At 66.2% G+C, this 22,728-nt stretch carries 17 protein-coding genes; 10 read left to right on the forward strand and 7 right to left on the reverse strand.

Translation table 11 applies throughout. The features are described 5' to 3' along the window. Positions 1-6: 6 nt before the first annotated feature. Positions 7-948 carry a LysR family transcriptional regulator gene (locus GO615_RS13430; protein WP_169128834.1) on the reverse strand — a complete coding sequence of 314 codons (942 nt, stop codon included), beginning with the start codon at positions 946-948 and terminating at the stop codon, positions 7-9. A 177-nt stretch (positions 949-1,125) separates the two neighbouring features. On the opposite strand from GO615_RS13430, the gene GO615_RS13435 reads away from it, so the two are divergent. The 3 genes from GO615_RS13435 to GO615_RS13445 are packed head-to-tail and all read left to right on the forward strand — an operon-like array spanning position 1,126 to position 4,797. Next, positions 1,126-1,833, forward strand: a complete 708-nt coding sequence (locus GO615_RS13435) for a haloacid dehalogenase type II (protein WP_169128836.1) — start codon at positions 1,126-1,128, stop codon at positions 1,831-1,833. Next, a complete protein-coding gene (locus tag GO615_RS13440; RefSeq protein WP_169128838.1) occupies positions 1,830-2,606 on the forward strand; it encodes a sulfite exporter TauE/SafE family protein in 777 nt (258 codons plus the stop codon). The genes GO615_RS13435 and GO615_RS13440 overlap by 4 nt, the downstream gene beginning before the upstream one ends. A 13-nt stretch (positions 2,607-2,619) precedes the next feature. Beyond that, a complete protein-coding gene (locus tag GO615_RS13445) occupies positions 2,620-4,797 on the forward strand; it encodes a malate synthase G (RefSeq protein WP_169128840.1) in 2,178 nt (725 codons plus the stop codon). A gap of 91 nt (positions 4,798-4,888) precedes the next feature. Here GO615_RS13445 and GO615_RS13450 read toward each other — a convergent pair whose 3' ends face one another. Further along, a complete protein-coding gene (locus GO615_RS13450; RefSeq protein ID WP_169128842.1) occupies positions 4,889-5,314 on the reverse strand; it encodes an acyl-CoA thioesterase in 426 nt (141 codons plus the stop codon). 130 nt (positions 5,315-5,444) lie between these two features. On the opposite strand from GO615_RS13450, the gene GO615_RS13455 reads away from it, so the two are divergent. Next, positions 5,445-6,383 (forward strand): nucleoside recognition domain-containing protein, encoded by a 939-nt coding sequence (locus GO615_RS13455; RefSeq protein ID WP_169128844.1) that lies wholly within the window; start codon positions 5,445-5,447, stop codon positions 6,381-6,383. A gap of 7 nt (positions 6,384-6,390) precedes the next feature. On the opposite strand, the gene GO615_RS13460 is transcribed toward GO615_RS13455, so the two are convergent. After that, on the reverse strand, positions 6,391-8,442 hold the full coding sequence (locus tag GO615_RS13460; protein WP_246262276.1) for a TonB-dependent receptor plug domain-containing protein: 2,052 nt from the start codon (positions 8,440-8,442) through the stop codon (positions 6,391-6,393). A 378-nt stretch (positions 8,443-8,820) separates the two neighbouring features. Here GO615_RS13460 and GO615_RS13465 point away from each other — a divergent pair, with 378 nt between their 5' ends. The 5 genes from GO615_RS13465 to GO615_RS13485 all read left to right on the forward strand — a co-directional run bounded on the left by GO615_RS13465 (position 8,821) and on the right by GO615_RS13485 (position 13,989). Continuing rightward, entirely contained in the window at positions 8,821-9,180 is a 360-nt protein-coding gene (locus GO615_RS13465; protein WP_169128848.1) for a CidA/LrgA family protein, read from the forward strand. Next, complete coding sequence (locus GO615_RS13470) at positions 9,177-9,908, forward strand: LrgB family protein (RefSeq protein WP_169128850.1); 732 nt, start codon at positions 9,177-9,179, stop codon at positions 9,906-9,908. Before GO615_RS13465 ends, GO615_RS13470 begins: the two co-directional genes overlap by 4 nt. A 51-nt stretch (positions 9,909-9,959) precedes the next feature. Next, positions 9,960-11,582 (forward strand): MFS transporter, encoded by a 1,623-nt coding sequence (locus GO615_RS13475; protein WP_169128852.1) that lies wholly within the window; start codon positions 9,960-9,962, stop codon positions 11,580-11,582. A 76-nt stretch (positions 11,583-11,658) separates the two neighbouring features. Further along, entirely contained in the window at positions 11,659-13,710 is a 2,052-nt protein-coding gene (gene fusA, locus GO615_RS13480) for an elongation factor G (RefSeq protein WP_169128854.1), read from the forward strand. An 18-nt stretch (positions 13,711-13,728) separates the two neighbouring features. Continuing rightward, positions 13,729-13,989 carry a DUF4212 domain-containing protein gene (locus GO615_RS13485; protein WP_169128856.1) on the forward strand — a complete coding sequence of 87 codons (261 nt, stop codon included), beginning with the start codon at positions 13,729-13,731 and terminating at the stop codon, positions 13,987-13,989. A 36-nt stretch (positions 13,990-14,025) separates the two neighbouring features. Here the strand turns inward: GO615_RS13485 and GO615_RS13490 are convergent, their stop codons facing one another. From GO615_RS13490 to GO615_RS13505, 4 genes are all read right to left on the reverse strand, one after another. After that, positions 14,026-14,403, reverse strand: a complete 378-nt coding sequence (locus GO615_RS13490) for a hypothetical protein (RefSeq protein WP_169128858.1) — start codon at positions 14,401-14,403, stop codon at positions 14,026-14,028. Positions 14,404-14,529: 126 nt separating this feature from the next. Then, positions 14,530-16,341, reverse strand: a complete 1,812-nt coding sequence (locus GO615_RS13495) for a sodium:solute symporter family protein (protein WP_169128860.1) — start codon at positions 16,339-16,341, stop codon at positions 14,530-14,532. Positions 16,342-16,351: 10 nt separating this feature from the next. Next, positions 16,352-16,609 carry a DUF4212 domain-containing protein gene (locus GO615_RS13500; protein ID WP_169128862.1) on the reverse strand — a complete coding sequence of 86 codons (258 nt, stop codon included), beginning with the start codon at positions 16,607-16,609 and terminating at the stop codon, positions 16,352-16,354. A gap of 464 nt (positions 16,610-17,073) precedes the next feature. Then, the gene (locus tag GO615_RS13505) at positions 17,074-19,671 is read right to left on the reverse strand and encodes a bifunctional aconitate hydratase 2/2-methylisocitrate dehydratase (protein WP_169128864.1); all 2,598 of its coding nucleotides are present in this window, start codon (positions 19,669-19,671) and stop codon (positions 17,074-17,076) included. A gap of 327 nt (positions 19,672-19,998) precedes the next feature. Between GO615_RS13505 and acnA the strand changes: the two genes are divergently transcribed. Continuing rightward, positions 19,999-22,716: an aconitate hydratase AcnA gene (gene acnA, locus GO615_RS13510; RefSeq protein ID WP_169128866.1), complete on the forward strand. Its 2,718-nt coding sequence runs from the start codon at positions 19,999-20,001 to the stop codon at positions 22,714-22,716. Positions 22,717-22,728: the final 12 nt, after the last annotated feature.

A 22,728-nucleotide genomic window follows, 5' to 3' on the forward strand; every position in this document is an offset into this window, starting at 1 on the left:
GTCCGGTCAGGCCGCTCTCCCGGCGATCGACGGTGCAGTGATCGTCGGAGGCGAGGACACCCAGTAGTCCGGGCTGCCGTAATGGTTCTTCAGATGGTCGATGAACAGGCGCACCCGTAGCGCAAGCCGCTTGCGCTGCGGGAACACCGCGTAGATCCCCATCGTCGGCGTGGCGAACTCGTCGAGCACCGTCACCAGGCGCCCGGCCCGCAGGTCGGCATCCACTTCCCACAGCGAACGCCACGCCAGCCCGTCGCCAGCCAGCGCGCACTGATGCAGCACCGCCCCGTCGTTGCATTCGAGCCGCCCGCTCACCTTCACCGCGATCGTCTCGCCCTTCTCGCCGCAGAATAGCCACCCGCGCTGCTGGCCGAGCGAAAGACAATTGTGCGACGCAAGATCCGGCGGCGCCACGGGCGAGCCGTGACGCGCAAGATAGGCAGGACTGGCGACCACCACACGCCGGTTGTCCGCGAGGCGGATCGACACCAGGCTGGAATCCGGCAGCTCGCCGATGCGGATCGCGCAGTCGATGCTTTCATTCACCAGATCGACGACGCGATCGGTGAGGTCCAGCGTGCAGGACACATCCGCGTTCATCTCCAGGAACTCGCGCAACAGCGGCGCGACGTGCAGCCGACCGAAGCCGGCCGGCGCCGATACCCGGATGTGGCCGCTCGCCTTCACCCCCCCCAGGCTCACGGACGCCTCCGCATTGGCGAGGTCGTTGAGGATGCGCTGGCAATCCTCGAGGAAGGCCGCGCCCTCGAAGGTGAGCGAGATACTGCGCGTCGTGCGCGTCACCAGCTTGACACCCAGGCGCTGCTCCAGCGCATCGAGCCGGCGACCAATCACCGCGGGGGTGACCCCCTCCGCCCGGGCGGCAGCCGAGAGGCTCCCCTTGGTCGCGACACTGACAAAGGTTTCGACCTGCTTGAATGCATCCATTTTATACTTTTAGTAAAAGATCAATTGACCTGACAGGGTATTCAGTCTTATACAAGAGTTCAATACACTTCATCCTCAACGAAGGGTGGAGGAGACGCTACCCCGACGACAGACGCCACCGTGGCCGGCAGCGATGCCGGCCACTCAAGGCGCGAACGACAACACCAGGACCCCCGCATGAAACCCACCGAGCGCATCCGCGCAGTCGCCTTCGACGCCTACGGCACGCTCTTCGACGTGTACTCGGTCGGCGCGCTCGCGGAACAGCTCTTTCCCGGCAAGGGAGAGGCGCTCACGGCGCTTTGGCGCCTCAAGCAGATCGAATACTCCTTCCTGCGCACGCTGTCCGCCCGTTACAAGCCCTTCCTCGAGATCACCGAGGACGGCCTCGTGTACTCGGCGAAGAAGCTCGGCCTCGCGCTGAGCGAATCGCAGCGCCGCCAGCTGATGAACCAGTATGCCTGCCTGTCGCCCTTCCCGGAGAACCTCGGTGCGCTGAAGGCGCTGCGCGCGCTCGGCCTGCCTATGGCCGTGCTGTCGAACGGCACGCCGCAGATGCTCGACGTGGCGATCAAGAGCGCCGGCATGACCGGGCTGTTCGACCACGTGCTCTCCGTCGACGCCGTGCATCAGTACAAGACCGCCGACGCCGCCTACCAGCTCGGCCCCGACGCCTTCGGTGTGCCGGCGAAGGAGATCCTCTTCGTGTCCTCGAACGGCTGGGACGCCGCCGGCGCGACCTGGTTCGGCTACACCACCTTCTGGATCAACCGCGCACAGCTGCCGATGGAAGAACTCGGCGTGGCGCCCACCGCAGTCGGCCAGCGCCTGACCGACATCGTCGAATTCGTGCAGGCGCGCTGCGCGCCCGCTGCCCGCCCATGACCGCCAGCGAGATCCTCATCATCGGACTGGCCGCCGCAATGGCAGGGGCGATGAATTCGGTCGCCGGCGGCGGCACTTTCTTCTCGTTCCCGGCCCTGCTCGCCGTCGGTGTGCCGCCGGTGGTGGCCAACGCCAGCAACGCGGTCGCGCTGTGGCCCGCCAGCCTCTCCAGCGCCTGGGCCTACCGCAAGGAGCTCGCGCGCTTCCGCAAGGGGCTGCTGGCGCTGTCACTCGTCGCCCTGGTCGGCGGCATCGGCGGCGGCCTGCTGCTGCTGTCGACCAAGGACGACACCTTCTCGATGCTGATCCCGTGGCTGCTGCTCGTCGCGACCGTGATGTTCGCCGGCAGCGGCCAGATCTCGGCGCTCCTTGCACGCCTGCGCCAACGCGCGAACGAGGGCCCCTCGCACGGCACCGCGGGCGGCCTGCTGTTCCAGCTCGGCGTGTCCGTCTACGGCGGCTTCTTCGGCGCCGGCATGGGCATCGTGATGATCGCCGCGCTCGCCATCCAGGGGCACCGCGACATCCACGACATCAACGCGCTGAAGAACTGGCTGTCGGCCATCATCTACAGCGTCGCGGTGGTCACCTTCGTCGTCGCCGGCGCGGTCAGCTGGCCACACACGCTGGTCATGATCGTCACGGCCGCCATCGGCGGCTATTGGGGGGCAGTCGGTGCCCGCAAGGTGCCGGCCGTGTGGTTGAGGCGTTTCATCATCGGGGTGGGCAGCGTCCTCACCACCTACTATTTCTATAAAACCTATCTCATCTGAAGAGCGAGGAATCATGAGCACGAGAATCCAATGCCACCAGCTGCAGGTCGACGCCGAACTGCACCGCTTCATCGAAACCGAGGCCCTGCCCGGCACCGGCATCGACGCCGGCGCGTTCTGGAAAGGCTTCAGCGAGCTCGCCAACGAACTCGCGCCGAAGAACCGTGCACTGCTCGCCGAACGCGACCGCCTGCAGACCGAACTCGACACCTGGCACCGCGCCCACCCCGGCCCGATCCAGGACATGCCGGCCTACCGCGCCTTCCTCGAGAAGATCGGCTACCTGCAGCCGGTGCCGGCCCCGTTCAAGGTCACGACCGCCAACGTCGATATCGAGATCCGCGAACAGTGCGGCCCGCAGCTGGTCGTGCCGATCATGAACGCCCGCTACGCGCTGAACGCCGCGAACGCGCGCTGGGGCAGCCTGTACGATGCCCTCTACGGCACCGACGCGATCCCCTCGGACGGCGGCGCCGAAGCCGGCTCGACCTACAACCCGGTGCGCGGCGCGCGCGTCATCGCCTTCGCGCGTGACGTGCTGAACCAGGCCGCCCCGCTCGCCCAGGGCGACCACACCAAGGCCACGGGCTACGCCGTCGAAGGCGGCAAGCTCGTCGTCACGCTCCAGGACGGCACCAAGACCGGCCTCGCCGACGCCTCGAAGTTCGCCGGCTTCCAGGGCGACGCCGCCGCACCGAAGGCCGTGCTGGTGAAGAACAACGGCCTGCACCTCGAGATCCAGTTCGACCGCAACCACCCGATCGGCAAGACCGACGCGGCCGGCATCAAGGACGTGCTCGTCGAAGCCGCGATCTCGACCATCATGGACTGCGAAGACTCGGTCGCCGCGGTCGATGCCGAGGACAAGGTCCTCGCCTACCGCAACTGGCTGGGCCTGATCACCGGCACCCTGGTCGAGAGCTTCGAAAAGGGCGGCAAGACGGTCGAGCGCCGCATGAACGCGGACCGCGAATACACGGCGCCCAACGGCGGCACGCTGCGCCTGCACGGCCGCTCGCTGCTCTTCATCCGCAACGTCGGCCACCTGATGACCAACCCGGCGATTCTGCTTGCTGACGGCGCGGAAATCCCCGAAGGCATCATGGACGGCGTCGTCACCGCGCTGATCTCGCTGCGCGACCTGAAGCTGAAGAACAACTCGCGCACCGGCAGCATGTACATCGTCAAGCCGAAGATGCACGGACCGGCCGAAGTCGCCTTCACCAACGAGCTCTTCGGTCGCGTCGAGCAGCTGCTGGGCCTGCCCGCCAGCACGATGAAGGTCGGCATCATGGACGAGGAGCGCCGCACCTCGGTGAACCTCGCCGCCTGCATCAAGTCCGCCGAGTCGCGCGTCGCCTTCATCAACACCGGCTTCCTCGACCGCACCGGCGACGAGATGCACACCGCAATGGAAGCGGGCCCGATGATCCGCAAGGGCGACATGAAGAGCTCCGCGTGGATCCAGGCCTACGAGCGCCAGAACGTGCTGGTGGGCCTCGATTGCGGCCTGCGCGGCAAGGCGCAGATCGGCAAGGGCATGTGGGCGATGCCGGACCTGATGGCCGAGATGCTGAAGCAGAAGATCGGCCACCCGAAGGCCGGCGCGACGACCGCGTGGGTGCCGTCGCCGACCGGCGCGACCCTGCACGCGCTGCACTACCATCAGGTCGACGTCCAGGCCGTGCAGCAGGAGATGGAGAAGATCAGCCTCGCCGCCGAGCGCGAAACCCTCCTCAACAACCTCCTGACCGTGCCGGTCGCGGCCACCGCGAACTGGAGCGCCACCGAGATCCAGCAGGAACTCGACAACAACGCCCAAGGCATCCTCGGCTACGTCGTGCGCTGGGTCGACCAGGGCGTGGGCTGCTCGAAGGTGCCGGACATCAACAACATCGGCCTGATGGAAGACCGCGCGACGCTGCGCATCTCCAGCCAGCACATCGCCAACTGGCTGCGCCACGGCGTCACCAACGAGGCGCAGGTCACGGAAACCCTGAAGCGCATGGCCGCGGTGGTCGACCAGCAGAACGCGGGCGACCCGCTGTACCAGCCGATGGCTGCGGACTTCGACAAGTCGGTCGCCTTCCAGGCCGCCAAGGACCTGATCTTCAAGGGCTGCGCCCAGCCCAGCGGCTACACCGAGCCGCTGCTGCACAAGTGGCGCCAAGTGAAGAAGGCGCAGGGCTGAGTCGCCTCGCGGAGGCCGGACCTCGCGTCCGGCCGGCAGGCGCACGGACGGCACCGCACATGCGGTGCCGTTTTTCTTCAGCCTCCGCGTGTCAGCCCTCGGCCGGCAGCATCAGCCCATGCGCGCGCTCCGCGACGTCGGCGGGAAAGGGCCGCGAACGGCGCGTTTCCGGATCCAGGCAGACGGCGGTGAATTCGCATACCGCCGACAGCTCGCCGTTTTCCACGCTCACCAGCTCGTGGCGAAACCGGATGACCTTTTCGCGCATCTCCACCACCCCCGTGCGCACGAACACGGTATCGCCCGGGTATAGCTCGCTCATGTAGCTGACGTTCTGCTGCACCGCCGCCAGCTTGAGCTCACCACTGCGCAGCCGCGACGGCCCCAGCCCGACCATGCCGTAGAACTGCCAGCAGGCCGCATCGAAGAGGTCCAGGTAGGCACGCACGTTGATGTGCCCCATGTGGTCCCGCTGCCACTCGTACACCGTGCCGCGCGCCGTCTCCACCATCGCCATGCCCGTCTCCTGGTTCGCCCCGATTGTTTGAACTCGAACGATAGCCTCCGACGCCGCGCAAGGGCAATCCCCGCATCCCGAGCACTCGCTCCGGTAGAATTCGCTGCACTGCACAATCCAGACCACCAACATGGACATCATCACCGACATCATCCTGCGCGCCGGGCGCTCCGCAGTCGAACTCTCGCTGTTCGTGCTCCTCCCGGTGATGGTCGTCATGCTGTCGCTGATGCGCCTGCTCGAAGCAAGGGGCGTCCTGGACCGTGTCGTCCATGTGCTCGCGCCCGCGCTGCGCCCCGCCGGCCTGACCGGGCTGGGCGTCTTTGCCGCACTGCAGATCAATTTCGTCAGCTTCGCCGCACCGATCGCGACACTGACGATGATGGAGGGCCGAGGCGCCTCCAACCGCCATCTCGCTGCGACCCTCGCGATGGTGATGGCGATGGCGCAGGCCAACGCCGTCTTTCCGATGATCGCGATGGGACTCGACTTCGGGCTGACCCTCGCGCTGTCCGTGGTCGGCGGCCTCGTCGCCGCTGCCGTCACCTACCACGGCTTCGCACGCGGGCTGTCGGCCGTCGAAGGGCAAGTCGACGAGACCCTGCACCATCGCGTCGCCGAAGACGCCAAGGGGGTGCTCGATGTCATCAACCGTGCAGGAGCGGAAGCCTTCAAGATCGCGGTAGGGGCGATCCCCATGCTCGTACTTGCGCTCGTCGCGGTGCTGGCACTGCGTTCGAGCGGCGCCGTGGACCTGCTCACGCGCTTACTCGCCCCGGTGATGACCGCCGTGTCGATCGACCCTGCGTTGATCCTGCCAACGCTGACCAAGTACATCGGGGGCGGCACCGCCATGATGGGCGTGATGGACGAGATGCTGCGGGAAGGCTCAACCAGCGTGGGAATGCTCAACCGCAGCGCCGGCTTCCTGATCCACCCGCTGGACGTGCCAGGCGTTGCGGTGCTGATCTCGGCCGGCCGGCGCGTCGCCAGCGTGTGGAAACCGGCAGCGCTTGGCGCGGCGGTGGGCATCCTCGCACGCACTGCCGGTCACGCCCTGCTCGCCTGAAGCGGCCTCAGAACTCCAGCGTCAGGCTCACCCAGGCACGCGGGTCGAGGAATTGCGGCTCGGCGAAGTCCGGGTCGTGGCGATCCGCACCGCGCCGCCTGAATTCCGCACGGCGCCCTTCGATGCCCTGAGCAACCAGCGCAAGCTCGCCACGCGTCGGCCCCGCACGGAAGGGATAGCCCAGCCGCACATCGGTACGCTCGTACGCGTCGACCGAGGTGTGCGTCGTCCACTGGAAACGCCCATAGCGGAAATGGGCAATCGACATTTCCATGCCCGCCGGCAACGCCTGGGTCCAGCGCAGCATCGTGATGTGGTCGGGCACCGAATGCTCCATATGGCGCTCGGCATCCCGCGCGAGACCGCGATTGACCTTCACCAGATGGGAATTGGCATGTGCCGTGATCGTCGCGAAGGACTGGTTGAGGGTGAACTCGCTGCCCTGGCGCGGACGCCAGCGGACCTGGTATTCCGCACCGCGGATGTCGACATCCTGCCCGTTCATGTAGTCCTTGTAATCCCCGCAACTCCTGGGCCTTTCCAGGAGACTGAGCACCTCGCACTGCGGCGGCGCAAGCCTGAGCGCAACGGGCAGGATCCGCCCCCGGACCTCCTCCTGGAACACGCGCACATCGACGAACACCCCCTGTTCGCGGAAATCGCCCAGGTAACCGATCTCGGCCACATCGATGCGCTCCTTGTGGACGTCCCCGCTCGCATTGCGATCAATCTCCAGCGGAATCACGCCGAAGGGCGGCCCCACATCCAGGGCACCGTAGAACTCGCGCGATTTCGCCTCCGTCAGCGAGGGAATGCGATGCGCACGCGACAACCCGGCACGCAGCGTCTGCCGCGGCGAAAGGTGGTAATTCACCGCCAGGCGCGGCGCGAGCGAGGTATCGGAGAGGGAGTCGTTCTCCCAGGTCAGCCCGAGATTGGTTGTCCACGCCTCGGAAGGACGCCACTCGAAATTTCCGAACAGACGATGCACGCTCTGCCGCACCGCGTCACCGCCACGGCCGTAGAACTGCTCCCCCCGCACCGCGTCATGGCGCGTGCCCACACCCCAAACGAGGCGCGTCTCGGGCGACGGAACCGCCGTATGCTGGAACTCCAGCTCGTCGCGCGTCGTGGTCGTGTGATAGTCGATCAACAGGCTCAACCCGGAATCCCGCGCGAGGAATGCGTCGTCGTACACCTCGTTCGAACGCGTGTAGCGCAGGGACACGGAGCCGCCGTCGATGAGATTGCGCGTCCAGCCGAGCGAGAGAAATTCCTTGAGCGCCTTCTGCTCGCGAGGAGGGTTCGTGACGGCACCGACCTCCCCCGCGCGCAGAGCCATCTCGACGTTGCCAGCCTGGACCTGCAGCTCGTCCGCGGCACCGAGCGGAATATCGGCGCGCAGATTCACCCGCCGGTTCTTGCGACGGTCATCGAAATGCTTGACCCCGTTGTCACGGGTAGTCTCTGCACTCAGACGCAGTGCAGCCTCGCCGATGCGCATGCCGACCCGCGCATGTCGGTCCGCAATCCCGTCGTTGCCCTGACCGACACGCACACGCACCCCCTGGGTATCGCGCGGCTCGCGGGTCACGACATTCACGACACCGAGAAACGCATTCGAACCATAGGCTGCCGAATTCGAGCCACGAATCACCTCGATGCGCTCGATCTCGTCGAGCGACACGTCGATCAGGTTCCACGCCACGCCGCCGAAGAACAGCGGGCTGTACTGCGAGCGCCCGTCGATCAGGATCTGCAACCCGCGCGGATTCTCGTCGGTCACGCCGTGATAGACGGCATTCGGCGCGCCGTTGAAGGAATGCGCGACCAGGAAGCCCGGCACCAGCCGCAGCAGATCCGCGAGATCGCGAGCCCCCGAGGTGCGTATCGTGTCGGCATCGATCACGGTCACCGAACCCGGCGCATCGCGCAAGGGCTGCGCGAGGCGCGATACCGACAGCACGACCGGCAACTCGTCGAAGAAAGGGTCCTCGACCACCCGGGCGAGCGGACCGATTTCCTCCGCCCCCGAGGCGGAGCCGGCGAGCGCTGCCATCAGGACCACCGAAGCGTTCCTTACCCCCATCTTTCCCCCTTCCGCTCCCAAACGGCAATGATTCGTCGCCGCCGCCTGCCGCAATGCAACACAATCCTGCCTCCGCGAAGCGATTCCGCCTCATGCGCGGCGCTGCGGCGCTCTCCCGTTCGCGATTGCTCGCGAAGCACCGCATTCGTCATTGAACCAGAAATTCCGCTTGCCGCCATGCATCATTTCCCTTTACGGGCATATTCGTCACCTCGGCGATTGCGTCGGGACGCCGGCACGATCTCCTCATGCATCTCCCGGCACACTGCGGGGCACGCACCCTTACGTCGCGGTAGCGCCTGACACTAGAATGACGGCCACCCCGCACGACAGGAAGCACGCGATCCGATGATTGGCGCATTGACCGTACTGCTTGTGTTCCAGCTTATCGGCGAGGCATTCGCCCGCGGACTCGACCTCCCCATCCCCGGCCCGGTCATCGGCATGGGTCTCATGTTTGCAGTCTTGGTGATGCGCGGCGGACCTGGCGGGGACCTGCGCAGCACCGCTACCGGGATCCTGCAGCACCTGTCGCTGCTGTTCATTCCCGCCGGCACCGGCGTCATGCTCCACTTCCAGCGCCTCGCCGACGAATGGCTGCCGCTGACCGTGGCGCTGATCGCGAGCACCCTGCTGTCGATCGGCGTCTCGGCGCTGCTCCTCCACCTGCTTTCCCGACGCACGCCGCACGGCGAGGACCGGTCATGAAGCCTGCACTCGGCGAGATCTGGGTCTACCTCTCCACCACGCCGCTGCTCGGCCTGACCCTCACGCTGCTCGCCTACCAGGGCGCCCTGTGGCTCTACCGTCGGGCCAACCATCACCCGCTGCTCAATCCGGTGATGGTTGCCGTGACCGTCCTCGTGCTCGTCCTGAGCTTCACCGGAACGCCCTACCAGACCTACTTCGACGGCGCGCAGTTCGTGCACTTCCTGCTCGGCCCGGCGACCGTCGCCCTCGCGATCCCCCTCTACGCGCAGTGGGAGCGGCTGAAGGGGATGCTGCTCCCGCTCCTGGTCACGCTCGTCGCCGGTTCGCTGACGGCTGCCCTGTCGGCCGTCGGCATCGCTGCGCTGCTCGGCGCCAGCCGCGAGTCGGTGATGTCGATGGCCCCCAAGAGCGTCACGATGCCGATCGCGATGGGCGTCGCCGAGCGCCTCGGCGGCCTGCCCTCGCTCACCGCCGTGCTGGTGATGAGCACCGGCATCCTCGGCGCCGTCGGTGCCCGCTACGTCTACCGCCTGCTGCGCATCGAGGATCACGCCGTTCGCGGCTTTGCGATCGGCATCGCCTCGCACGGCATCGGCACCGCGCGCGCCTTCCAGGTGAGCGAGCAGGCCGGCGCCTTCGCGGCGCTGGCGATGGGGCTCAACGGATTGCTCACCGCGCTGATGCTGCCGTGGATCCTGCCCTGGCTCGAATCGCTGCTGCACTGATCGCCACCCCGTCCCGCTCCCCCGACCACGCCCCAACGGAATCTTCCACCGATGACTGCCCTGCTTCGCTGGTTCGACCGCAACATCCTCGAACTCGGCCGCGAGATGCGCCTGTCCTACCTGCCGCCGCTGATGGTTTATGTCGCGGCGGGGGTCTCCGGCCTCACCGGCATCGTCGGTACCTTCTTCGTCAAGGACTATCTCGGCCTGTCCGCTTCCTTCCTCGCCGCACTGGGCTTCTGGGCAGGCATCCCGTGGGCGCTGAAGATGCCCATCGGCCACCTCGTCGATCTGCTGTGGCGGCACAAGGCCGGCCTCGTGTATCTCGGCGCCTCGCTCATCACCGCCAGCCTCGTCATCATGATCGGCCTGATCGGCAACCCCGCCGCGATGCGGCAGGTGATGTCCGCCGAAGCGTGGTTCGTGCTGTCCGCGTTGCTCGCACCGGTCGGCTACGTGATGCAGGACGCCGTCGCCGACGCGATGACCGTCGAGGCCGTGCCGCGGCTCGACGAGGACGGCCATCCCTACCCGGACGAGACCGTACGCCTGATGCACACGACGATGCAGATGCTCGGCCGCGTCGCGATCATCGGCGGCACCGTGCTCGTGTCGCTGGCCAACGTCGCCATGTTCCAGGGCAGCGAAAGCCTGCCCGAAGCGGACAAGGTCGCAATCTACGTGCGCATCTACGAATACGCGCTGATCATCCCGCTGCTGTCGGTCAGCGGCGTGCTGCTCGCGGGCATCCTCAAGCGCCGCGAAGCCCGGCGCCTTGCCCGCCTCGGGCACGACGCGGCGACAATCGACCGTCTCGTCCACGCCCCCGAGCAGGCCACCGCGCCGAACTGGTGGATCCTCGGCGGCAGCGCCGTGTTCGTCGCGCTCACGCTTGCGGTCGGACTGTCCGGCCTCGGCTACGGACAGGAACTGATCTTCGGCGCCTCCTTCGCGATCATCGGCGTGATGATCTACCGCCTGGTGCGCGAACTGTCGGACGAGGCCCGCCGCACCCTGCTCGGCACCATCATCGTGATCTTCGTCTTCCGTGCCATGCCCGGGCCCGGCGCCGGCGCGAGCTGGTGGATGATCGACGAGCTGGGTTTCGACCAGAGCTTCCTGTCGCGGCTGGACCTCATCACCAGCACGCTGACGCTCGCCGGCCTCTTCCTCTTCCGCCGTTTCATGGCCGAGAAGTCGATCGCGCACATCGTGATCTTCCTGACCATGGCGAGCACCCTGCTGTCGTTGCCCATCCTCGGCATGTTCCACGGCCTGCACGAGTGGACGGCTGCCGCAACCGGCGGCATCGTCGATGCACGCTTCATCGCCATTGCCAACACGGCTCTGGAATCGCCGCTCGGACAGGTGTCCATGGTGCCGATGCTCGCGTGGATCGCGAATTCCGCCCCGCCCCACCTCAAGGCCACCTTCTTCGCGGTGATGGCCTCGTTCACGAACCTTGCGCTGTCGGCCTCCCAGCTCGGCACCAAGTACCTCAACGAGATCTACACGATCACCCGCGAAGTGCGCGACGTCGCGAGCGGCGCTGTCACCGTGGCGGCGAACTACGCCGAACTCGGCCACCTCCTCGCCACGGTGCTGCTGCTGGGCCTCGCCCTGCCGCTGCTGGCCATCGCCACGACGCGGCTGCTCGGGCTGCGCAGCGCATGAGCATAGGTGCAAAACCGTTGCGCAGCCGCGGCGACAGGGGGAAACTGCGAGACAAAGGCCACGTGAGGACAAGTCCATGACACCTGCTTCGGTTCACGACATCCGCAACCTCGCCCTGCTCGGCCACGCCGGCAGTGGCAAGACCACCCTGCTCGAAGCCCTGCTCGTCGCCTCGGGCACCATCGGCGCCGCCGGCACGATCGAGCGCGGCGATACCATCAGCGATTTCGACCCCCAGGAAAAGGCGATGGGGCATTCGCTATCGACCTCGCTCGCGCACCTCGAATGGGCCGGGCACTGGGTCAACCTCCTCGACACCCCGGGACTGCCCGATCTCGCCGGCCGCGCCCTGTCCGCCCTCCCCGCAGTCGAAACCGCGGCGGTGCTGGTAAGCGCGCCCGCCGGCATCGAAAGCGGCACCCGCCGCATGATGGAGGCCGCACGCGACAAATGCCGCCTCATCGTCGTCTCGAAGATCGACGCGGCCACGCCGGCCTCGCTCGCCGCGCTGCTGGATGAGCTGTGCGCGACTTTCGGGCGCGAATGCCTGCCGATCAACCTGCCGTCCGCTAGTGGCGATGCGGTGATCGACTGCTTCTTCGCCCCCGACGCCAACCGCGAACCGGCCTTCTCCTCCGTCCTGGCTGCGCACGACAGCATCGTCGATCAGGTCGTCGAGCTCGACGAGGCCCTGATGGCAAGCTATCTCGAACAGGGCGAATCGCTCGACCCCGAGCAGCTCCACGCCCCCTTCGAGCAGGCCCTGCGCGAAGGCCACCTGATCCCGGTGTGCTTTGTCTCCGCCCGCACCGGCGCCGGCGTCAAGGAACTGCTCGACATCCTCGGCCGCCTCATGCCCGACCCGACCGAAGGCAATCCGCCGCGCTTCCTCAAGGGCGAAGGCTCAGCCGCACAGGAAGTCGAGGTCGCCGCCGATCCGGACCGCCACGTCATCGCGCACGTCTTCCAGGTCGCCAACGACCCCTACCGCGGCAAGCTGGGCCTGTTCCGCATCCACCAGGGGCGCATCAGCCCCAACACCCAGCTCTACATCGGCGACAGCCGCAAGCCCTTCAAGGTCTCGCACCTGCTGCGCCTGCAGGGCAAGAACCAGACGGAGACGCCTCTGGGCGTGCCCGGCGACATCTGCGCGGTCGCGCGCGTCGACGACATCCACCCGGACGCCGTGCTGCACGACTCGCACGATGAGGACAACTACCACCTCGCCCCTGCCAGCTACCCGCAGCCCGTGTTCGGACTCGCGCTGATCCCGCAGAAGCACGGCGACGAACAGAAGCTCGCCGAGGCGCTTGCGCGCCTGCTCGACGAAGACCCCTGCCTCGAGGTCGGCTTCGACCACCAGGCCCGGCAGACCGTCGTGCGCGGGCTCGGCGAGCTGCACCTGAAGATCATGCTCGAGCAGCTGCGTGCGCGCTGGAACCTGCAGTTCGACACCGCGACACCGTCCGTGCCCTACCGCGAGACGATCAACGGCACGGCCGAGGCGCGCTACCGGCACAAGAAGCAGAGCGGCGGTGCCGGCCAGTTCGGCGAAGTCGCGCTGCGCGTCGAATCGCTGCCGCGCGGCTCGGGCATCGAACTCGGCAACGAGGTCAAGGGCGGAGCGATCCCGACCAACTTCCTGCCCGCAGTCGAGAAGGGCGTGCGTCAGGCGCTGGCCGAAGGCGCCCTAGCCGGCTTCCCGGTGCAGGACGTCCGCGTCGTGCTCACGGACGGCAAGGCCCACGCCGTCGACTCGAACGAGGTGTCCTTCGTCACCGCCGGCCGGCACGCGACGCTCGAGGCGCTGCTCGGCGCACGTCCGGTGGTGCTGGAGCCGCTCGTCAGCGTCACGGTGAAGATCGCCGACGGCAACTTCGGCGAGGTCAGCGGCGAATTCGCGGGCCGGCGCGGCCACCTGACGACGACCGAAAGCCCCGCGAGCGGCGTCACGCTGCTCACTGCGACGCTGCCGCTGGCCGAGATGGAAGGCTTCGAGGCACGCCTGAAGGCGATCTGCGCCGGGGAAAGCGAGTTCTCGATGACCGCCACCGGCTACGAGCCAGCGCCGCAGGACGTGCAGCAACGTCTCGCCAAGGCCTGGACCGGCCACGGCAGCGGGCAGTAAGGCTGCCGGAGAATCACGATGAAGCTCACCGAACAGCACCGGGTTTACTGGCGCAGCAACTTGTTGCTGACCTTCTCGTTGCTGTCGGTGTGGTTTCTCGTGAGCTTCGTCGCCGGCTACTATGCCGACGAACTCAACCGCTTCACGTTCATGAGCTTCCCGCTCGGCTTCTACATCTTCGCCCAGGGCTCGCAGATCACCTTTGTCATCCTGATCGGGATCTACGTGCTGGCGATGAACCATCTGGACCGCAAGTACCAGATCGGCGAGAAGCGCTGATCCGCATCGCGGCCCGGTGCGACCGGGCGATGCCCCTCAGTCGGCCGCGGCCGGCGCCGCCTCACCTTTCTTCCGGAGAGCGAAAGGGTGGGCATGGCGACTCAGGATGAAATCTGCCAGGAACTTGCACCAGATCGTGCCGCCGGCGAGGGCGCTCCAGGTCTCGTAAGGCAGGATCCCGGCCAGCACACCGAAGATCACATAGGCCACCACGCCGCCACCGAGCAGATTGATAACCGCCGTATACGGCGCGAATTTCTGCGGGTCTGCGGGCGGCTGGCCGCGCTTGAGCGCGACTTCTGAGAAGTCCCGCCGGAAGATGATGCGCCACGCCCGCCGCAGCCAGTAGAAGGCAATCGGAAATAAGGCGAGGAAGAGAATCCAGTTGAGGGCGATGCCGACGTCGAAAGCCATGTGACGCTCCTGACTCTTGCGGCGCCGCGCGCCGCGGGGAAAACCGCCCCGACCGCGGGCCGGGGCTGCGGTGCCGCTCCCCGGCCGGGGGCGGCACCGCGATGGTGCTTCTGCTTCAGTCAGCGATCAATGCGCATGGGCGCCATCGACCGCCTTGGCTCCGCGCGGCACACGCACGCTCTCCACCAGATGCTGGATGTGCTCCGGCGGCTCCTGCGTGAGCTTGTCGACCACGAAGGCGACCCCGAAGTTGACCAGCGCGCCGATCGCACCGAAGGCTTCCGGCGTGATTCCAAAGAAGCTGTTGGCGCCCCCGATCAGATCGAGGAACTCGGTGCCCTTGATGAAGAAGATGCCCTTGTGTGCGAACACGTAGAACAAGGTCACGAAAAGGCCCGCCAGCATGCCGGCCACAGCGCCCTCCTTGTTCATCTTCTTGCTGAAGATGCCCATCATGATCGCCGGGAAGAGCGAACTGGCCGCGATACCGAAGGCCAGCGCCACCGTACCGGCCGCGAATCCGGGAGGATTCAGGCCGAGCCAGCCGGAGATCACGATCGCGACCGCCATGGCGATCTTGCCGGCCATCAGCTCGCCCTTCTCGCTGATGTCCGGCATGAACACGCCCTTGATCAGGTCATGCGACACCGCGGCGGAGATCGCCATCAGCAGACCGGCAGCGGTCGACAGCGCGGCAGCCAGACCGCCCGCGGCCACCAGCGCGATCACCCAGTTGGGCAGCAGCGCGATTTCCGGGTTGGCCAGCACGATGATGTCGGCATTGACCGTCAGCTCGTTGCCCTTCCAGCCAGCCTGTTCGGCCTTGGCCTTGGCGTCGGCATTCTTGGTCGCATCGTTGTAGTACTGGATGCGGCCGTCGCCGTTCTTGTCCTCGAACTTCAGCAGACCGGTCTTCTCCCAGCGCTTCATCCAGTCCGGACGCTCGTCGGCCTTGATGCTGGCCTCGGGCGCGTACAGGTCGCCGCCCTTCATCACCGCGGCATTCACGGTCGAATGCAGGTTCAGCTTGGCCATTGCCGCGACGGCCGGGGCAGTCGTGTACAGGATGGCGATGAACACCAGCGCCCAGCCGGCCGAGGTGCGTGCATCGGCCACCTTCGGCACGGTGAAGAAGCGCATGATGACGTGCGGCAGGCCCGCCGTGCCGATCATCAGTGACATCGTGTAGACGAACATATTGAGCGTGCTGCCCGCGGTCGTCGTCGTGTACTTGCCGAACCCGAGGTCGGTCACCACCTGGTCGAGCGTGGTGAGCAGCGACACGTTGCTGCCGCTCATGTCCGAGCCCAGGCCGAGCTGCGGAATCGGGTTGCCGGTCAGTTGCAGCGAGATGAAGATCGCCGGGATGGTGTAGGCGAAGATCAGCACGATGTACTGGGCCACCTGCGTGTAGGTAATGCCCTTCATGCCGCCGAACACCGCGTACATGAACACGATGCCCATACCTACGTAGATCCCTGTTTCGCTCGACACTCCGAGGAAGCGCGAGAACGCGACGCCCACACCCGTCATCTGGCCGATGATGTAGGTGATCGACGCGGTCAGCAGGCAGATCACGGCCACGGTCGAGGCGGTCTTCGAGTAGAAGCGGTCGCCGATGAACTGGGGCACGGTGAACTTGCCGAACTTCCGGAGGTAGGGAGCCAGCAGGCACGCCAGCAGGACGTAGCCACCGGTCCATCCCATCAGGAACAGGCCGCCGCCGTAGCCCATGTTGGCGATGAGGCCGGCCATCGAGATGAACGAGGCCGCCGACATCCAGTCGGCCGCCGTCGCCATGCCGTTCATGACCGGGGGCACACCGCCGCCGGCGACGTAGAACTCGGACGTTGAACCCGCCCGTGCCCAGATGGCGATGCCTATGTACAGGGCGAAACTCAGCCCGACGACGATGTAGATTGTGGTTTGCAGATCCATGTCGCGGCCCTCAGTCTTCGTGAACGTCGAATTGACGATCGATGTCGCCCATCTTCTTCGCGTAGTAGAAGATCAACGCGATGAAGACGTAGATCGAACCCTGATGCGCGAACCAGAATCCCAGCGGATAACCGCCGAGGGAGATGCTGTTCAGCGCTGGCGCAAAGAGGATGCCCGCCCCGAACGAGATCACGAACCAGATCACCAGAACCTTGACGAGCAACCCGAGGGTCGCACGCCAATACGCTGCACTTGTGTCGTCCATCATGTCTCCTCTTATAGTTTCCGCCTTGTGTGACACCCGGCCGGAGATGCTCGACCGACAAGGCCGCATCGGGATTGTTGAAACACTCCCTTACTGTTCGCTTACAAAGCTTAAAATTTTTAAATGCACCCATTTGCAGAAATGCGGACTGCACCGATCGGGATAGGGGCGGTCAGGTCACCTGACCGTTCCCCTCCCACACCACCCGGCATGCGGGTCCGCACCGGGCGGCAGTCTAAAACTGGTTACGACCACGCGTGATCAACAGGAAAGGATTGAGATGTCCGCATGATCAACAGCGGATTCGGCCTGCGGCCGGTCTGCAAGGAAGAGGTTGACGGGAAGTCCCTTGGGGATCAACTTACGGCCGGACTTGCACCCGTAGGAGTGCGCCCATGCTGGGCGCACATGAAAAAGCCCCGCGCCGGTTTCCCGGCGCGGGGCTTTGTGCCTGCGGCGACAGTCGCTTAGATCGTGACGGTGTCGGCGACCGAGCTGAACTCTTCGATCTGGTCGAAGTTCATGTAGCGATACACGTCGGCAGCCTTCGCATTGACGGCCTGCACCTGCTCCATGTATTCGGCGACGCTCGGGATCTTGCCCATCAGCGCGCACACTGCGGCGAGTTCCGCGGAACCGAGGTACACACGGGTGTCGATGCCGAGGCGGTTCGGGAAGTTGCGCGTCGAGGTCGACATCGCCGTCGAGCCCTTGCGGATCTGCGCCTGGTTGCCCATGCACAGCGAGCAGCCCGGCATTTCCATGCGCGCGCCCGACTTGCCCAGCACCGAGTAGTAGCCTTCCTCGTTCAGGATCATCGCGTCCATCTTGGTCGGCGGGGCGATCCACAGACGGGTCGGGATGTCCGACTTGCCTTCGAGGACCTTGCCGGCGGCGCGGAAGTGGCCGATGTTGGTCATGCACGAGCCGATGAAGACTTCGTCGATCTTGTCGCCGGCGACTTCGGACAGCAGCTTCACGTCGTCCGGGTCGTTCGGGCAGGCGACGATCGGCTCCTTGACGTCCGCGAGATCGATCTCGATCACGGCGGCGTACTGGGCGTCGGCGTCGGCCTTGAGCAGCTCGGGCTTGGCGATCCAGGCCTCCATGGCCTTGATGCGGCGGCCCAGGGTGCGCTTGTCTTCGTAGCCGTTGGCGATCATCCACTTCATGAGCGTGATGTTCGAGCGCATGTACTCGATGATCGGTTCCTTGTTCAGCTGGATCGCGCAGGCGGCAGCGGAACGCTCGGCGGCGGCGTCGGACAGTTCGAAGGCCTGTTCGACCTTCAGGTCCGGCAGACCTTCGATCTCGAGGATGCGGCCCGAGAAGACGTTCTTCTTGCCCTTCTTCTCGACGGTCAGCAGGCCCTGCTTGATCGCGTAGTAGGGGATCGCGTTGACCAGGTCACGCAGCGTGACGCCGTTCTGCAGCTTGCCCTTGAAGCGCACAAGCACCGATTCCGGCATGTCGAGCGGCATCACGCCGGTCGCCGCGGCGAAGGCCACGAGGCCCGAGCCTGCCGGGAAGGAGATGCCGATGGGGAAACGGGTGTGCGAGTCGCCGCCGGTGCCGACGGTATCCGGCAGCAGCAGGCGGTTCAGCCACGAGTGGATCACGCCGTCGCCCGGACGCAGCGCAACGCCGCCACGGGTCGAGATGAAGGACGGCAGCTCGCGGTGCATACGCACGTCGACCAGCTTCGGGTAGGCGGCGGTGTGGCAGAAGGACTGCATCACCATGTCGGCGGAGAAGCCGAGGCAGGCGAGATCCTTGAGCTCGTCGCGGGTCATCGGGCCGGTGGTGTCCTGCGAGCCGACGGTGGTCATTTTCGGTTCGCAGTAGGTGCCCGGCAGGATGCCCTTGCCTTCCGGCAGACCGCAGGCGCGGCCGACCATCTTCTGCGCGAGCGAGTAGCCCTTGCCCGGATCGTTCGGCTGCGCCGGCAGGCGGAACAGCGTCGACACGGGCAGGCCCAGCGCCTCACGCGCCTTGGTCGTCAGGCCGCGGCCGACGATCAGCGGGATGCGGCCACCGGCGCGCACTTCGTCGAGGATCACGGGGGTCTTGAGCTGCGATTCGGCGATCACGGCGCCGTTCTTGAGCGCGGTGACCTTGGCGGTCGCGGAGTCGATCTTGAGCTCGATCTCGTCGCCCATGTCCATCTGGCCGACGTCGAGTTCGATCGGCAGCGCGCCGGCATCTTCCATGGTGTTGAAGAAGATCGGGGCGATCTTGGAGCCGATGCACACGCCACCAAAGCGCTTATTCGGGACGAAGGGGATGTCCTCGCCGGTGAACCACAGCACGGAGTTGGTGGCGGACTTGCGCGAGGAACCGGTGCCGACGACGTCGCCGACGTAGGCGATCAGGTTGCCCTTCTTCGCGAGCGCTTCGAGCTGCTTGACGGGGCCGCGGGCGCCCGGCTCGTCGGCCTCGATGCCGGGGCGGGGGTTCTTCAGCATCGCCAGCGCGTGCAGCGGGATGTCGGGGCGCGACCAGGCGTCCGGCGCGGGCGACAGGTCGTCGGTGTTGGTCTCGCCGGTGACCTTGAACACGGTCAGCTTCTGCGAGGCGGGGACTTCCGGACGCGAGGTGAACCACTCGGCGTCGGCCCAGCTCTGCATCACGGCCTTGGCGTTCGCATTGCCGGCCTTAGCCAGTTCGGCGACGTCGTGGAAGTAATCGAACACCAGCAGGGTCTTCTTGAGGCCTTCGGCAGCCACGGCACCCACGGCAGCGTCGGCCAGCAGGTCGATCAGGGGCTTGACGTTGTAGCCGCCCAGCATCGTGCCGAGGAGCTCCGTCGCCTTCTCGCGCGAGATCAGCGCACAGGCTTCCTCGCCCTTGGCGACCTTGGCGAGGAACTCGGCCTTGACCTTGGCGGCGTCGTCCACGCCGGCGGGGACGCGATAGGTGATCAGTTCGACGAGGAAGGCTTCCTCGCCCTTCGGCGGGTTCTTCAGCAGGGCAACCAGATCCTGCGTCTGCTGCTTGGACAGCGGCAGGGCCGGGATGCCGAGGGCGGCACGCTCGGCGACGTGGGCACGGTAGGCTTCAAGCACGGCGGATTCCTTCCTTTTTCGTGACGTTGGCTGGGCGTCGGGGATGCGGCCCCGGACGACGCTGCGAGATTATATGTCTTTTATAAGACTTGAGGTGCAATGCAACAACGATCGCTCGTCAGCGCGCGAATTCTACTCCTCCCCAAGGACTTGCGTATCCCTGCGGGGGGGGCTTCCGGGGATTGCTTTGCCCCTCCCGTCGCAGAAACGCACGAGGACTGCACGGGAACGCATCCGGCACACGCCGTTCCAATGAAAAACGGATGACTTGCCACCCGAACCGCCATCGGGCATGGCATCCACGAACCGCAAGGAAGGAGATCGACCATGCCCCAAGGCGCTTTCGACACCCTCAGGACCTTCACCACCGTTTCCGGGACGCGGGGTCTTTTCCATTCGCTGCCGGCGCTGGAAGCCACCGGGACGGGCAAGGTGTCGCGGCTGCCGGTGTCGCTGCGCATCGTTCTGGAAGCCGTGCTGCGCCAATGCGATGAACGCAAGATCACCACGGAGCACGTGCGCCAGCTCGCGAACTGGGGGGCGAACGCTGAACGCACCGAGGAGATCCCCTTTGTCGTTGCGCGCGTGGTGCTGCAAGACTTCACCGGCGTACCGCTGCTGTGCGACCTCGCCGCGATGCGCAACGTGGCAGCGGCTACGGGGCGCAATCCCAAGCTGATCGAACCGCTGGTTCCGGTCGATCTGGTCGTCGACCACTCGGTGCAGGTCGATCACTACGGCACGCCGCAGGCGCTGCGCCAGAACATGGAGCTCGAGTTCCAGCGCAACCGCGAGCGCTACCAGTTCATGAAATGGGGCATGCAGGCCTTCGACACCTTCAAGGTCGTCCCCCCGGGCATCGGCATCGTGCATCAGGTGAACTTGGAATACCTGTTCCGCGGCGTGCGCGGGCACGACACCGCCGAGGGGCGGCTGTACTACCCGGACACGCTGGTCGGCACCGATTCGCACACGACCATGATCAACGGCGTCGGCGTCGTCGGCTGGGGCGTGGGTGGCATCGAGGCCGAGGCCGGGATGCTCGGCCAACCGGTGTATTTCCTCACACCGGACGTCGTCGGCGTGGAGCTGACGGGACAACTGCGGGAGGGCGTGACCGCGACCGACCTCGTGCTCACCGTCACCGAAATGCTGCGCAAGCAGAAGGTGGTCGGCAAGTTCGTCGAGTTCTTCGGCGAAGGCACCGCGAGCCTGTCAGTCACCGACCGCGCGACGATCGCCAACATGGCGCCCGAGTATGGGGCGACGATGGGTTTCTTTCCCGTCGATGAAAAAACCGTCGCTTACATGCGCGACACCGGGCGCACCGAAGCCGAATGCGAGCTCTTCGAGGCCTATTTCCGCGCGCAGGGCCTGTTCGGCGTTCCCCGCACGGGCGAGATCGACTATTCGACGACGCTGCGCCTCGACCTGGCGTCCATAATCCCGTCGCTGGCAGGGCCGAAGCGGCCGCAGGACCGCATCGCGCTGCAGGACATGGAGGAAGTGTTCGACCGCCTGTTCTCCCTGCCGGCGAGCGACAACGGCTTCGGCCAGCCCGAAGCCGCGCTCGGCACGCGCTTCCCGACCGCGCTGCCGGGCGTGACGCTGGGCCACGGCGACGTGCTGATCGCGGCAATCACCTCATGCACCAACACCAGCAACCCGGCAGTGCTGATCGCCGCGGGCCTGCTGGCGAAGAAGGCGGTCGAAAAGGGACTGTCAGTGCAAGCGCACGTGAAGACCTCGCTCGCGCCGGGTTCGCGCGTGGTGACCGATTATCTCGGCCGCGCGGGGCTGCTCGAGCCTCTCGCACAACTGGGCTTCGCCCTGGCGGGCTACGGCTGCACGACCTGCATCGGCAACGCCGGGGATCTGGCACCCGAGCTCAACGACGCGATCAACGAACACAGCGTCATCGCTGCTGCGGTGCTGTCGGGCAACCGCAATTTCGAGGCGCGCATCCACCCCAACCTGCGCGCGAATTTCCTCGCCTCGCCGCCGCTGGTCGTGGCATTCGCGATCGCCGGCCGCGTGAACGTCGACCTCACAGAGAACCCGCTGGGCACCGATCGCGACGGTCGCCCCGTCTATCTGCGCGAGATCTGGCCGAGTTCCGAGGAGATCGCCGCGGTGCTACCGTTCGCGCTGGACCCTGCGACCTTCACGCGCCTGTATGCAGACTTCACCCGGGACCACGACCTGTGGAACGAAATCCCGGCCACCCCGGGACAAGTTTACGGCTGGCCGGAATCGACCTATATCGCCCGCCCACCCTTCTTCGAGGGCTTCGCCATGCAGCCGCGCCCCGTCGGCGACATCGTCGGCGCACGCATGCTGCTGATGCTGGGCGACTCCGTGACCACCGACCACATCTCGCCCGCCGGTTCGTTCAAGGACAGCACGCCGGCCGGCCAGTGGCTGCTGGCGCGCGGCGTCGCAAAGCAGGATTTCAACTCCTACGGCTCGCGGCGCGGCCATCATGACGTGATGGTGCGCGGCACCTTCGCCAACGTGCGCGTGAAGAACATGATGCTGCCTCCGAGGGACGACGGGTCGCGCATCGAGGGGGGCTACACGGTGCTCGACGGACGCCAGACCACCGTGTTCGAGGCCGCAACCGGCTACCTGGCGCGAGGCGTTCCCACCGTCGTGTTCGCCGGGGAGGAGTACGGCACCGGCTCGAGCCGCGACTGGGCCGCCAAGGGCACACAGCTGCTGGGCGTGAAGGCGGTGGTCGCGAGGAGCTTCGAGCGAATTCATCGTTCCAATCTCGTCGGCATGGGCGTCATGCCATTGCAGTTCAAGGGCGAAGATTCGTGGGAGAATCTCGGCCTGACGGGCGACGAGACCTTCGACATCCGGGGCATCGACGCGACGCTGCAACCACGCCAGGACCTGACGCTTTCGATCCGGCGCAGCGACGGGAGCGTGCGCGACGTGGCGGTGACGTGCCGCATCGACACCCCGATCGAAGTCGATTACTACCGCCACGGCGGCATCCTGCCCTACGTGCTGCGGGAAATTCTCGGTCGCCCGGACTGACATCCGGACATT

It is taken from the genome of Aromatoleum evansii (genome assembly GCF_012910805.1).
Lineage (GTDB): Bacteria > Pseudomonadota > Gammaproteobacteria > Burkholderiales > Rhodocyclaceae > Aromatoleum > Aromatoleum evansii.